The following is a 12,059-nucleotide window of genomic DNA, read 5'->3' on the forward strand; positions in this document are numbered from 1 at the left end:
TCAGTCAATGGCTGATGAGCCCTCCGCGTGCCGCCGCCTGCGCAGCCGGATGACGGTGGCATCGAGGTCTCCGCGCAGCCTGGTGGACAAACCATGGTGAAGCAGGACAGAACCGCGATATGACGCCTGCCCGGCCGTAGACGGCGGCACCGGGGGCCGCGTGGCCGAGGACGGCGGCAGGGGAGCCGGGGCCGGGGGCCGCGCGGCCGACGACCGGGCCACCGGGGCCGGGGCCGGGAGAACCGGGGGCGGTGGCGGGGCCGGGGCCTGTCCGGGTCCGGGGGGAGTCGGCGTGGCGTCCACCGGGTGATTGTCTCCGATCATGCGTGAAGGCGCAGCCCGGCTCTGCCGGACCGCGCCTTACCTGGTGACGTGCCCCCGGACGGGTCAGGCGCGGGCGTCCGCGTGGGTGTCCGCGCGGGCGTCTTCCTGGGCGGCCTCGCCGGCGTGGTCCGCGCGGGCGGCCTCCTCGCGGGCCCGTACGAGGTCGGGCGATTCCTTCGCCCCGAGACCCGCGAGCTTCATCGCGTAACCGACGACACCGCCGAGGAGGACGACGGCCATGCCCACCCAGAAACCGAGCGGGTTGGCCGCCACCATGAAGGCACCGGCGACGCAGAAGCCGATGAAGGAGATGGTGACACCGGTCCAGGCGGCCGGGGTGTGTCCGTGGTCGCTGCCCGCCATGAAGTGCTCCTCGTTGCTGTTGCTCTGTGTACGGCCCCGCCGGGTGCGGACGCTCAGCGTCATTGTCCCGCACGCGCGCGTGCGGGGTGATCCGGGGGTCGCCGTCAGGCGTCGCGCGTGGGGTCCTCGCCGCGGTCCAGGGCCTTCCACAGGTCCTCGGGGCGGTCCGGGTCGGTGGTGGTCCTGCGGGCGCCGTTACGGGCGCGGGGGGCGCCGTCGCGCTCGTACCGGCCGGACATCGCGGGCCAGGCCCTGCCGTAGCGGAGGGCGAGCAGCCCGGCGAGGAGGATCAGCAGCCCTCCGGCGGCCGTCACATAGGGCCAGGCGGTGTGCGTGAGCGCCTCGACACGGGCCGCGGCGTCACCGGTGGTGCCGGCGGCCTTCTCATCGAGCGCGGCGCTGCCGGAGGCGCCCAGGCAGGCCGCCAGGGCCGCGCCCGCGCCGCTCAGGGCGAGCAGCAGCGACACGAGGAACCGGCCGGCGCGGCGTACCGCGAAGACGGCGACGAGGGCCGCCAGGCCGACGACGGCGAGGGCGGTCGGTACGCCGGTGACGTCGCCGCCCGCCGCGTCGAGCGGCACCGTGCCGCCGCCGACCGTGACCGTGCCCTCGGCCCAGGTCTGGCCGGAGGACAGCAGGACGACGGCCGCGCCGACGGCGCCGAGGAACAGGGCGGCGGCGAGACTGCGGCGACCGCCCGAAGCGGCCGCCGTCCCGTCCGCGCGGCCGGCACGGGGCTGGGGTACGGATGCGGCACTCACACGTCCCACTATCCCTTATGCCGTCATGCGCCCTTCATCCGGTTGGCGGTGTGTACGGCGCGGAGGACGGCGGCCGCCTTGTTGCGGCACTCGGTGTCCTCGGCGACCGGGTCGGAGTCCGCGACGACCCCCGCGCCGGCCTGGACGTACGCCGTGCCGTCGCGCAGCAGGGCGGTACGGATGGCGATGGCGGTGTCGGAGTCGCCGGCGAAGTCCAGGTAGCCGACGCAGCCGCCGTACAGGCCGCGCCGGGTCGGCTCCAGCTCCTCGATGATCTGCATGGCGCGCGGCTTGGGGGCGCCGGAGAGCGTCCCGGCCGGGAAGCAGGCGGTGAGGACGTCGAAGGCGGTGCGGCCCTCGGCGACGCGGCCGGTGACGGTCGAGACGATGTGCATGACGTGCGAGTACCGCTCGATCGACATGAAGTCCACGACCTCGACGGAGCCCGGCTCGCAGACCCGGCCCAGGTCGTTGCGGCCCAGGTCGACGAGCATGAGGTGTTCAGCCCTCTCCTTGGGGTCGGCGATGAGCTCGTCGGCGAGGGCCTGGTCCTCCTGCGGGGTGGCACCGCGCGGGCGGGTGCCCGCGATGGGGTGCACCATCGCGCGCCCGTCCTCGACCTTGACCAGGGCTTCGGGGCTGGACCCGACCACGTCGAAACCGTCGAAGCGGAACAGGTACATGTACGGGGACGGGTTGGTGGCCCGCAGCACCCGGTAGACGTCCAGCGCGCTCGCCGTGCACGGGGTCTCGAAGCGCTGCGAGGGCACCACCTGGAAGGCCTCGCCCGCCCGGATCCGCTCCTTGATGTCCTCGACGGCCTCCTGGTACGCCTTTCCGCCCCACAGGGCGGTGTACGCCGGGAGCTCGGAGGGCGGCAGCGCGACGGGCCGCGTCCGGACCGGCTTGGCCAGGTCGGCGGCCATGGCGTCGAGGCGGGCGACGGCGTCCGCGTACGCCTCGTCGACGCCCGTGTCCAGGTCGTTGTGGTTGATGGCGTTGGCGATCAGCATCACCGTGCCGTCCCAGTGGTCGAGCACGGCGAGGTCCGAGGTGAGCAGCATGGTCAGCTCGGGCAGCCGGAGGTCGTCGCGTCCGTGCTCGCCGATGCGCTCCAGACGGCGCACGATGTCGTACCCCAGGTAGCCGACCATGCCCCCGGTGAACGGCGGCATGCCCGAGGCCAGGTCGCGCGGGGTGTGCAGGGTCTCGACGGTGGCGCGCAGCGCCTCCAGCGGGTCGCCGTCCACGGGCACGCCGACGGGCGGCAGGCCCAGCCAGTGGGCCTGGCCGTCGCGGGCGGTGAGGGTGGCGGCGCTGCGTACGCCGATGAACGAGTACCGCGACCAGGAGCGACCGTTCTCGGCCGACTCCAGGAGGAAGGTCCCCGGGCGTTCGGCGGCGAGCTTGCGGTAGAGGCCGACCGGGGTGTCCCCGTCCGCGAGCAGGCGGCGGCTGACCGGGATGACGCGGCGGTCGGCCGCCAGCTTGCGGAAGGTCTCGAGATCCATGGCGCCCGACCTTACTTGCCGAGGGGGAGGACGTCGCCGTCGAAGCAGGTGCGGGCGCCGGTGTGGCAGGCGGCCCCCACCTGGTCGACCTTGACCAGGACGGTGTCGGCGTCGCAGTCGAGGGCGACGGACTTGACGTGCTGGACGTGCCCGGAGGTGTCGCCCTTGACCCAGTACTGCTGGCGGCTGCGGGACCAGTAGGTGCAGCGGCCGGTGGTGAGGGTGCGGTGCAGGGCCTCGTCGTCCATCCAGCCCAGCATCAGCACCTCGCCGGTGTCGTACTGCTGGGCGATGGCCGGGACCAGCCCGTCGGGGCTGCGCTTGAGACGGGCGGCGATGGCCGGGTCAAGGTTGCTGGTCATGACGCCATTGTGCCGTGACCGCGGCGGCTTCCCCGTGGTGCGTCCACTGGGCGGACCGGGCGCCGCGGCCGTACGCTGGCCTGCATGTCGACCCATGCCAAGCGTGAACGGCTTCTGCTCGCCGATCTGTTGGAGGCCGCCGGCCCCGACGCCCTGACCCTGTGCGAGGGCTGGAAGACCCGTGATCTGGCGGCCCATGTGGTGGTGCGCGAGCGCCGCCCGGACGCGGCGGCGGGAATGCTGATCGGGGCGCTGCGCGGGCGCCTGGAACAGGTGCAGGCGGAGTTCGCCTCCAAGCCGTACGACGAGCTGATCCAGCTGATCCGTACGGGTCCGCCACGCATGTCCCCGTACGCGATCAAGCAGGTCGACGAGGGCGCGAACACGGTCGAGTTCTACGTCCACGCGGAGGACGTGCGGCGGGCGCAGCAGGGCTGGACGCCTCGCCGGCTGGACCCGGTCTTCTCGGAGGCCCTGTGGGTACGCCTGGAGAAGGCGGCGCGGATGCTGTGCCGCAAGGCGCCGGTGGGTCTGGTGCTGCGCCGCCCGAACGGCCAGACGGCGGTGGCACACCGGGGCACCCCGGTGGTGACGGTGACCGGCGAGCCGGGTGAGCTGACGATGTTCGCCTTCGGCCGGCAGGACGCGGCGGATGTGCAGGTGGAGGGCGACAAGGACGCCGTGGAGCGGCTGCACGGGGCGAAGCAGCTGGGTATCTAGCCCGGTGTTCCAGGTCTAGGGGAGCCGGGCGCGGCGCAGGGGCGCGGAGCAGAGCCCATAGACGCCGCCCAGGGCGCATACGGCGGCGCTGACGGTGAAGACGGGCCCGGTTCCCCATAGGCCGATCGCCGCGCCGGTGAGCGGGAAGGTGAGGGGTGCGACGCCGAGGCTGAAGAAGTTCGTCACCGACGTCACCCGCCCGAGGTAGGCCGGGTCCGACTCGGTCTGCACGAGCGCCGAGCACACGGCGCCGCTCAGCCCGGCCAGGAGCCCGATGAGCAGGGCCACCGCGACCGCCGCCGCGAGGCGCGGTACGAAGGCGAGGGCGGCGATCGCGACGGCGCCGGCGGCCAGCGTCCAGGACAGTACGGACCCGGCGCGCGGCACCCGGCCCCATACCGTCAGCAGCAGCGAGGCGGCGGCGGAGCCGGTGCCGAACCCGGCGAGGATCCAGCCGATGCCGGAGGCCCCCCACCCGCGCGCGTCGGCGAGCAGGGCGAGGCCCACGTTGAGCGGCCCGACGAAGCCCAGGTCGCTGAGGGCGATGACGACGATGAGCGGGGCGAGGACGGGATGGCGGCGCATATGGCGCAGCCCGTCCACGAGGTCTCGCAGGGCGGCGCCCTTGACGCGACCGGCCCCGGCGACCTCACGCGGGGGGGGTGCCCTTGGCCGGATCCGCGTCCGCGAGGTCACGCGGGGCGGCGCCCTTGGCCGGATCCGCGTCCACGAGGTCACGCGGGGCGGTGTCCAGGGCCGTATCCGCGTCCGCGAGGTCACGCGGGGCGGTGCCCTTGGCGCGGGCGGCGGCGGTGGGCAGTGGGTGGATCCGCAGGGCCAGCAGGAGCGGCAGGGAGAGGGCGAAGAGCAGGCCGGCCAGCCCGAAGGCGGCGACGGAGCCTCCGGCGGCCACCGCGAGGCCGCCCAGGGGCGCGCCGAGGACGAGGGCGGCCCTGTGGGCGAGGCCCCGCAGGCCCTGGATCCGGGCGAGCTGTCCGGGCGGGGCGATCCGCGGCGGCAGGGCGCCGACCGCGGGCATGAACAGGGCGTCGACGATGCCGAAGACCACGGCGACGGCGGTGAGCAGCCACAGGCCGGGCGTGGCCGCGAACAGGAGGGCGGCGAGAGCCAGCGTGCTCAGGCAGCGCACGGTGTCGGCGGCGAGGACGACGCGGCGCGGCCCGAAACGGTCGGCGACGACTCCCCCGCCCAGCAGGGGCAGGGCCCGCGGCAGGGCGCTGACCGCCATGACGGCACCCGCCGCCCCGGGGCTTCCGCTGCGGACGACGGCCCAGGACAGGGCGAGGTAGTAGACGCTGTCGCCGGCGGTGGAAGCGGCGTAGGCGGTGAGCCGCGCAGCACGTTGGCGTCACGGTAGGCGGGCGGTTCCCCGGTGACGGGTGTCGCTGTAGCTGCAGGGGTGCCGGTCGCCATCGACGCACCCTCTCAGGCCCGGACGGCAATCCGCACACGTTTGCGAAATATTTGCTGTGCGTCGGCAGACCTGCCGGGCCTCCGCCGGCCGAACGGCCGTTGTCAGTGGGGACGTGCATCATCGGACGTACGCGGCTCAGCCAGGAAGACGCACGCCACCGAGGAGGACGCACGATGATCAGGATCGCGATGACCAGCGTGTACGTCGACGACGAGGAGAAGGCCCACGCCTTCTACCGGGACGTGCTCGGCTTCGAGACCCGCACGGACCTGGACCTGGGTGGGGCGCGCTTCATCACGGTCGCCGCGCCCGGACAGGACGTGGAGTTGCTGCTGGAGCCCGGGGACAGCCCGGTGGCCGAGCAGTACAGGAAGGGACTGCGCGAAGCCGGGCTGCCGTGCATCGTGCTCGGGGTGGACGACCTGCGGGCGGAGTACGAGCGGCTGAGCGGGCTGGGCGTGACGTTCACCGAGCCGCCCACCGAGCAGGGACCGCTGCTGACGGCCGTGCTGGACGACACGGTCGGGAACCTCATACAGCTCGCCCAGCCGCTCGGCTGACCCACCCCCGAGGAGCTCAGCGCACCGGGTGACCCGCTTCGCGGAGCGTGGCCTTCACCTCGGAGATCCGCAGGTCGCCGAAGTGGAAGACCGACGCCGCCAGCACCGCGTCCGCGCCCGCGTCGATCGCGGGCGGGAAGTGCGCGAGCTTGCCCGCGCCGCCGGAGGCGATCACCGGGACGGTGACGTGCTTGCGTACGGCGGCGATCATCTCGGTGTCGTAGCCGTCCTTGGTGCCGTCCGCGTCCATCGAGTTGAGCAGGATCTCGCCCGCGCCCAGCTCGGCGGCCCGGTGGGCCCATTCGACGGCGTCGATGCCGGTGCCGCGGCGGCCGCCGTGCGTGGTGACCTCGAAGGTGCCCTCAGCAGTGCGGCGGGCGTCCACCGACAGGACCAGGACCTGACGGCCGAAGCGCTCGGCGATCTCCTGGATCAGCTCGGGGCGGGCGATCGCCGCGGTGTTGACGCCGACCTTGTCGGCGCCGGCGCGCAGCAGCTTGTCGACGTCGTCGGCGCTGCGCACGCCGCCGCCGACCGTCAGCGGGATGAAGACCTGCTCGGCGGTGCGGCGCACCACGTCGTAGGTGGTCTCCCGGTTGCCGGACGAGGCGGTGATGTCGAGGAAGGTCAGCTCGTCGGCGCCCTCGGCGTCGTACAGCTTGGCCATCTCGACCGGGTCGCCCGCGTCGCGCAGGTTCTGGAAGTTGACGCCCTTGACGACCCGGCCGTTGTCCACGTCCAGGCAGGGGATCACTCGGACCGCGAGGGTCATGACGCGGCACCTCCTCGGTACGCCTCGACCTCGACCTCCACGACCAGCCGCGGGTCGACGAAACCCTCGACGATGAGCATCGAGGCGGCGGGCCGGACGGCGTCGAACAGCTCCTTGTGGGCGCGGCCGACCTCCTCCACGTCCCGCGCGTGGGTGATGTACATGCGCGTACGGACCACGTCCGCCACGCCCAGGCCCAGCTGCTTCAGCGCGCCGAAGGCGACGTTGAAGGAGTTGACGGCCTGCTCGTAGGGGTCGCCTTCGGCGATCTCGCCGTCTATGACGGAGGTGCAGCCGGAGACCAGCACCAGCCCGTTGGGCAGCTCCACGGCGCGGGAGTAGCCGAACTGCTCCTCCCAGGGCGCACCGGTGACGACACGGCGTACGGAGTCGGTCATTCGGCCACCGCCGCGAGCGCTTCCTCCAGGGTGAACGCCTTGGCGTACAGCGCCTTGCCGACGATCGCGCCCTCGACGCCCTCGGGGACCAGCGCGGCGATGGCCCGCAGGTCGTCCAGCGAGGAGACGCCACCCGAGGCGACGACCGGCTTGTCGGTGGCGGCGCAGACGTTGCGCAGCAGCTCCAGGTTGGGGCCCTGGAGGGTGCCGTCCTTGGCGATGTCGGTGACCACGTACCGGGCGCAGCCCTCGGAGTCGAGGCGGGCCAGCGTCTCGTACAGGTCGCCGCCGTCGCGGGTCCAGCCGCGGCCGCGCAGCGTCGTGCCCCGTACGTCCAGGCCGACCGCGATCTTGTCGCCGTGCTCGGCGATGACCTTGGCGACCCACTCGGGGGTCTCCAGCGCGGCGGTGCCCAGGTTGACGCGGGTGCAGCCGGTGGCGAGCGCGGCCGCGAGCGAGGCGTCGTCGCGGATGCCGCCGGACAGCTCCACCTTGAGGTTCATGTCCGCCATGGACACGGCGACCTCGGCGATCAGCTCCCGGTTGTCCCCGGTGCCGAAGGCGGCATCGAGGTCGACGAGATGCAGCCACTCGGCGCCCGCGCGCTGCCAGGCGAGGGCAGCCTCCAGCGGAGAGCCGTAGGACGTCTCCGTACCGGACTCGCCATGGACGAGCCGTACGGCCTGGCCGTCCCGGACGTCGACGGCGGGGAGGAGTTCGAGCTTGCTCATCTCAGCGGGTCCCGGATTCTCAAGAAGGGAGGGTCGGAAGAAGGAGGGTCAGAAGGTGTTGAGCCAGTTGGTCAGCAGCTGGGCGCCGGTGTCGCCGGACTTCTCGGGGTGGAACTGCGTCGCCCACAGCGCGCCGTTCTCGACGGCCGCCACGAACCGCTCGCCGTGCGTCGCCCAGGTGACCTTGGGCGCGCGCATCGCGGGGTTGGCCGTCTCCAGGCTCCAGTCGTGCACGGCGTAGGAGTGCACGAAGTAGAACCGGGCGTCGGCGTCGAGGCTGGCGAACAGCTCGCTGCCCTCGGGCGCCTCGACCGTGTTCCAGCCCATGTGGGGCACGACCGGGGCCTTCAGCGGCCCGACCGTGCCGGGCCACTCGTCCAGGCCCTCGGTCTCCACGCCGTGCTCGATGCCGCGCGCGAAGAGGATCTGCATGCCCACGCAGATGCCCATGACGGGGCGGCCGCCGGCGAGCCGGCGCTCCACGATCCAGTCGCCGCGGGCGTCCTTGAGCCCCGCCATGCAGGCGGAGAAGGCGCCGACGCCGGGGACGAGGAGCCCGTCGGCGTTCATGGCCCTGTCGTAGTCGCGGGTGATCTCGACGTCCGCGCCGACGTGGGCGAGGGCGCGCTCGGCGGAGCGGACGTTGCCGAATCCGTAGTCGAAGACCACGACGTTCTTCGAGGTGCTCATTCCCAGATCCCCTGAATCCGCAGGACGCCCGCGACGATACACATCACCGAGGCGATGGTCAGCAGGACGATCACGCCCTTGGGCATCTGCTGCTTGCTGAAGGAGTACACGCCTCCTGCCAGGAAGAGGCCGACGACGATCAGGATGGTCGACAGACCGGTCACAGTGCTCTTCCGTTCTCCCCCAGGGCTGACGCCTGGGAGGTACCCCCATCTCCGCCCGCGCGGCGCAGAGGTGCGGGCATCGCGGTCATCTGCGGCCCGGCGGCCGCGCGTGCGTCGCTCACAGTGCTCTTCCGTTCGCTTCTCCGCCCGCGCGGCGCAGAGGTGCGGGCATCGCGGTCATCTGCGGCCCGGCGGCCGCGCGTGCGTCGCTCACAGCGCGCCCTTCGTGGAGGGCAGGATCCCGGCCGCGCGGGGATCGCGCTCCGAGGCGTAGCGCAGGGCGCGGGCCAGGGCCTTGAACTGGCACTCCACGATGTGGTGGGCGTTGCGCCCGTACGGCACGTGGACGTGCAGCGCGATCTGGGCCTGGGCGACGAACGACTCCAGGATGTGCCGGGTCATGGTCGTGTCGTACGAGCCGATCATCGGCGCCATGTTCTCCGGCTCGGTGTGCACCAGGTAGGGGCGGCCGGAGAGGTCGACGGTGACCTGGGCGAGGGACTCGTCCAGCGGGACCGTGCAGTTGCCGAACCGGTAGATCCCCACCTTGTCGCCGAGCGCCTGCTTGAAGGCGGCGCCCAGCGCGAGGGCGGTGTCCTCGATGGTGTGGTGCGAGTCGATGTGCAGGTCGCCGTCGGTCTTGACGGTGAGGTCGAACAGACCGTGGCGGCCGAGCTGGTCGAGCATGTGGTCGTAGAAGCCGACGCCGGTCGCCACATCGACCTTGCCGGTCCCGTCGAGGTCTATCTCGACGACGACGGACGTCTCCTTGGTGGTGCGCTCAACCCGTCCTACGCGGCTCATGAGCTCTGCTCCTTCTTCAGTGCGCGAACCGCATCGAGGAACGCGTCGTTCTCTTCGGGCGTGCCGGCGGTGACCCGCAGCCAGCCCGGTACGCCGTTGTCCCGGACCAGGACGCCCCGGTCGAGGATCCGCCGCCACACCGAGTGCGCGGCCCCCTCGCCGTCGAATCGTCCGAACTGTACGAAGTTGGCGTCGGACTCGGTGACCTCGTAGCCGATCGCCCGTAGCTCGGCGACCAGCCGGTCCCGCTCCGCCTTCAGCTGCTCGACGTACCCCAGCAGCGTATCGGTGTGCTCCAGCGCGGCGAGCGCGGTGGCCTGGGTGACGGCGGACAGGTGGTACGGCAGGCGCACCAGCTGGACGGCGTCCACGACGGCCGGGTGCGCCGCCAGGTAGCCGAGCCGCAGTCCGGCCGCGCCGAACGCCTTGGACATGGTCCGGGAGACCACCAGGTGGGGGCGGCCCTCGATGAGGGGCAACAAGGACGGGCGGTGGCTGAATTCCACGTACGCCTCGTCGACCACGACCAGGGACGGCTTGGCGGCCTGGGCGGCCTCGTACAGCGCCAGCACGGTGTCCGCCTCGACGGCGGTGCCCGTGGGGTTGTTGGGGGAGGTGATGAAGACGACGTCGGGCCGGTGCTCGGCGATGGCGGCCTTGGCGGCGGCCACGTCGATGGTGAAGTCCTCGCCGCGCGGCCCGGAGATCCAGCCGGTACCCGTACCGCGCGAGATCAGGCCGTGCATCGAGTACGAGGGCTCGAAGCCGATCGCGATCCGCCCGGGTCCCGCGAAGGTCTGCAGCAGCTGCTGGATGACCTCGTTGGAGCCGTTGGCGGCCCAGACGTTGGCGAGTCCCACCTCGTACCCGGTGGTCCGGGTGAGGTAGGCGGCCAGTGCCGTACGCAGCTCGACGGCGTCCCGGTCGGGGTAGCGGTTGAGCGTGCGGGCGGCCTCGCGGACGCGCTCGGCGATCCGCTCGACCAGCGGCTCGGGCAGCGGATACGGGTTCTCGTTGGTGTTGAGGCGTACGGGTACGTCGAGCTGCGGCGCGCCGTAGGGGGACTTGCCGCGCAGCTCGTCGCGGATGGGCAGGTCGTCGATGCGGATGTTCTCGGCGGTCACCGCTGCGGCACCTTCCACCCGAACCGGGCCTTCAGGGCGGCACCGTGCGCCGGCAGGTCCTCCGCCTCCGCGAGCGTCACCACGTGGTGGGCCACCTCGGCCAGCGCGTCGCGCGTGTAGTCCACGATGTGGATGCCGCGCAGGAAGGACTGCACGGACAGGCCCGAGGAGTGGCAGGCGCAGCCACCGGTGGGCAGCACGTGGTTGGAGCCCGCGCAGTAATCGCCGAGCGAGACGGGCGCCCACGGGCCGACGAAGATCGCGCCGGCGTTACGGACGCGCTGGGCGACGGCGGCGGCGTCGGCGGTCTGGATCTCCAGGTGCTCGGCGCCGTACGCGTCGACCACCCGCAGGCCCTCCTCCAGGCCGTCGACCAGCACGATCGCGGACTGCTTGCCGCGCAGCGCGGGCAGGATCCGGTCCTCGACGTGCTTGGTGGCGGCGACCTGCGGCTGGAGCTCCTTCTCGACGGCCTCGGCCAGCTCGACGGAGTCGGTGACCAGGACGGCGGCGGCGAGCGGGTCGTGCTCGGCCTGGCTGATCAGGTCGGCGGCGATGTGCACGGGGTCGGCGGTGTCGTCGGCGAGGACCGCGATCTCGGTGGGGCCGGCCTCGGTGTCGATGCCGATGCGGCCGGTGAAGTACCGCTTGGCGGCGGCGACCCAGATGTTGCCGGGGCCGGTGACCATGTTGGCCGGGGCGCAGGTCTCCGTGCCGTAGGCGAACATGGCGACGGCCTGGGCGCCGCCCACGGCGTAGACCTCCTCGACGCCGAGCAGCGCGCAGGCGGCGAGGATCGTCGGGTGCGGCAGGCCCCCGAACTCCCTCTGCGGCGGGGACGCGAGCGCGATGGACTCGACGCCCGCCTCCTGCGCGGGCACGGCGTTCATGATCACGGACGAGGGGTAGACGGACCGGCCGCCCGGCGCGTACAGGCCGACGCGCTCGACCGGCACCCACTTTTCGGTCACGGTGCCGCCGGGCACGACCTGGGTGGTGTGCTGGGTGCGGCGCTGCTCCCGGTGGACGATCCTGGCCCGCCGGATCGACTCCTCCAGGGCCGCACGGACGGCCGGATCCAGTTCCTGCAGCGCGCGCGTGAGCGCGGCGGCCGGAACGCGTACCTGATCGAGGACCACGCCGTCGAACTTCTCCGCGTAGTCGATCAGCGCCGCGTCTCCCCGATGATGCACGGCCTCGCAGATGGGCCGCACCTTCGTCAGGGCGGCTTCCACGTCGAACTCGGCACGGGGCAGCAGGTCGCGCAGAGCGCCACCCTTCGGGAGGGCGTCGCCGCGCAGATCGATTCGTGAGATCACAGGTCAATTCTCGCAGACGGT

15 protein-coding genes and 1 pseudogene are annotated in these 12,059 nt (G+C 72.6%); 2 read left to right on the plus strand and 14 right to left on the minus strand.

Annotation, left to right across the window (positions count from 1 at the left end):
- Positions 1-387: 387 nt before the first annotated feature.
- From QWM81_RS24100 to hisI, 4 genes are all read right to left on the minus strand, one after another.
- The gene (locus QWM81_RS24100; protein WP_290114472.1) at positions 388-687 is read right to left on the minus strand and encodes an HGxxPAAW family protein; all 300 of its coding nucleotides are present in this window, start codon (positions 685-687) and stop codon (positions 388-390) included.
- Between the two features lie 104 nt (positions 688-791).
- Positions 792-1,457, minus strand: coding sequence for a TIGR02234 family membrane protein (locus tag QWM81_RS24105; RefSeq protein WP_290114427.1), 666 nt, complete (start codon positions 1,455-1,457; stop codon positions 792-794).
- Between the two features lie 14 nt (positions 1,458-1,471).
- Positions 1,472-2,959 carry an anthranilate synthase component I gene (locus tag QWM81_RS24110; protein WP_290114428.1) on the minus strand — a complete coding sequence of 496 codons (1,488 nt, stop codon included), beginning with the start codon at positions 2,957-2,959 and terminating at the stop codon, positions 1,472-1,474.
- A gap of 11 nt (positions 2,960-2,970) precedes the next feature.
- Positions 2,971-3,321 carry a phosphoribosyl-AMP cyclohydrolase gene (hisI, locus tag QWM81_RS24115; protein ID WP_290114429.1) on the minus strand — a complete coding sequence of 117 codons (351 nt, stop codon included), beginning with the start codon at positions 3,319-3,321 and terminating at the stop codon, positions 2,971-2,973.
- An 84-nt stretch (positions 3,322-3,405) separates the two neighbouring features.
- On the opposite strand from hisI, the gene QWM81_RS24120 reads away from it, so the two are divergent.
- Positions 3,406-4,041 (plus strand): TIGR03085 family metal-binding protein, encoded by a 636-nt coding sequence (locus QWM81_RS24120; protein ID WP_290114430.1) that lies wholly within the window; start codon positions 3,406-3,408, stop codon positions 4,039-4,041.
- Between the two features lie 15 nt (positions 4,042-4,056).
- Here QWM81_RS24120 and QWM81_RS24125 read toward each other — a convergent pair.
- Positions 4,057-4,659 (minus strand): annotated as a pseudogene (locus QWM81_RS24125) (MFS transporter); the annotation flags it as partial.
- 31 nt (positions 4,660-4,690) lie between these two features.
- On the minus strand, positions 4,691-5,341 hold the full coding sequence (locus QWM81_RS24130) for an MFS transporter (protein WP_435372442.1): 651 nt from the start codon (positions 5,339-5,341) through the stop codon (positions 4,691-4,693).
- A gap of 308 nt (positions 5,342-5,649) precedes the next feature.
- On the opposite strand from QWM81_RS24130, the gene QWM81_RS24135 reads away from it, so the two are divergent.
- Positions 5,650-6,036, plus strand: a complete 387-nt coding sequence (locus QWM81_RS24135) for a VOC family protein (protein ID WP_290114431.1) — start codon at positions 5,650-5,652, stop codon at positions 6,034-6,036.
- 16 nt (positions 6,037-6,052) lie between these two features.
- Here QWM81_RS24135 and hisF read toward each other — a convergent pair whose 3' ends face one another.
- From hisF to hisD, 8 genes are all read right to left on the minus strand, one after another.
- Complete coding sequence (hisF, locus tag QWM81_RS24140) at positions 6,053-6,808, minus strand: imidazole glycerol phosphate synthase subunit HisF (protein ID WP_290114432.1); 756 nt, start codon at positions 6,806-6,808, stop codon at positions 6,053-6,055.
- Positions 6,805-7,206 carry a RidA family protein gene (locus QWM81_RS24145; protein WP_290114433.1) on the minus strand — a complete coding sequence of 134 codons (402 nt, stop codon included), beginning with the start codon at positions 7,204-7,206 and terminating at the stop codon, positions 6,805-6,807. Before QWM81_RS24145 ends, hisF begins: the two co-directional genes overlap by 4 nt.
- Positions 7,203-7,937, minus strand: a complete 735-nt coding sequence (gene priA, locus QWM81_RS24150) for a bifunctional 1-(5-phosphoribosyl)-5-((5-phosphoribosylamino)methylideneamino)imidazole-4-carboxamide isomerase/phosphoribosylanthranilate isomerase PriA (protein ID WP_290114434.1) — start codon at positions 7,935-7,937, stop codon at positions 7,203-7,205. The genes QWM81_RS24145 and priA overlap by 4 nt, the downstream gene beginning before the upstream one ends.
- A 48-nt stretch (positions 7,938-7,985) precedes the next feature.
- Positions 7,986-8,633, minus strand: coding sequence for an imidazole glycerol phosphate synthase subunit HisH (hisH, locus tag QWM81_RS24155; protein WP_290114473.1), 648 nt, complete (start codon positions 8,631-8,633; stop codon positions 7,986-7,988).
- Complete coding sequence (locus tag QWM81_RS24160; RefSeq protein WP_290114435.1) at positions 8,624-8,791, minus strand: hypothetical protein; 168 nt, start codon at positions 8,789-8,791, stop codon at positions 8,624-8,626. Before QWM81_RS24160 ends, hisH begins: the two co-directional genes overlap by 10 nt.
- Before the next feature lie 210 nt (positions 8,792-9,001).
- The gene (gene hisB, locus QWM81_RS24165; protein ID WP_058941846.1) at positions 9,002-9,595 is read right to left on the minus strand and encodes an imidazoleglycerol-phosphate dehydratase HisB; all 594 of its coding nucleotides are present in this window, start codon (positions 9,593-9,595) and stop codon (positions 9,002-9,004) included.
- Positions 9,592-10,719, minus strand: coding sequence for a histidinol-phosphate transaminase (locus tag QWM81_RS24170; RefSeq protein WP_290114436.1), 1,128 nt, complete (start codon positions 10,717-10,719; stop codon positions 9,592-9,594). Before QWM81_RS24170 ends, hisB begins: the two co-directional genes overlap by 4 nt.
- Positions 10,716-12,038, minus strand: coding sequence for a histidinol dehydrogenase (gene hisD / locus QWM81_RS24175; RefSeq protein WP_290114437.1), 1,323 nt, complete (start codon positions 12,036-12,038; stop codon positions 10,716-10,718). The genes QWM81_RS24170 and hisD overlap by 4 nt, the downstream gene beginning before the upstream one ends.
- Positions 12,039-12,059: the final 21 nt, after the last annotated feature.

The organism is Streptomyces ficellus (assembly GCF_030406405.1).
Taxonomy (GTDB): domain Bacteria; phylum Actinomycetota; class Actinomycetes; order Streptomycetales; family Streptomycetaceae; genus Streptomyces; species Streptomyces ficellus_B.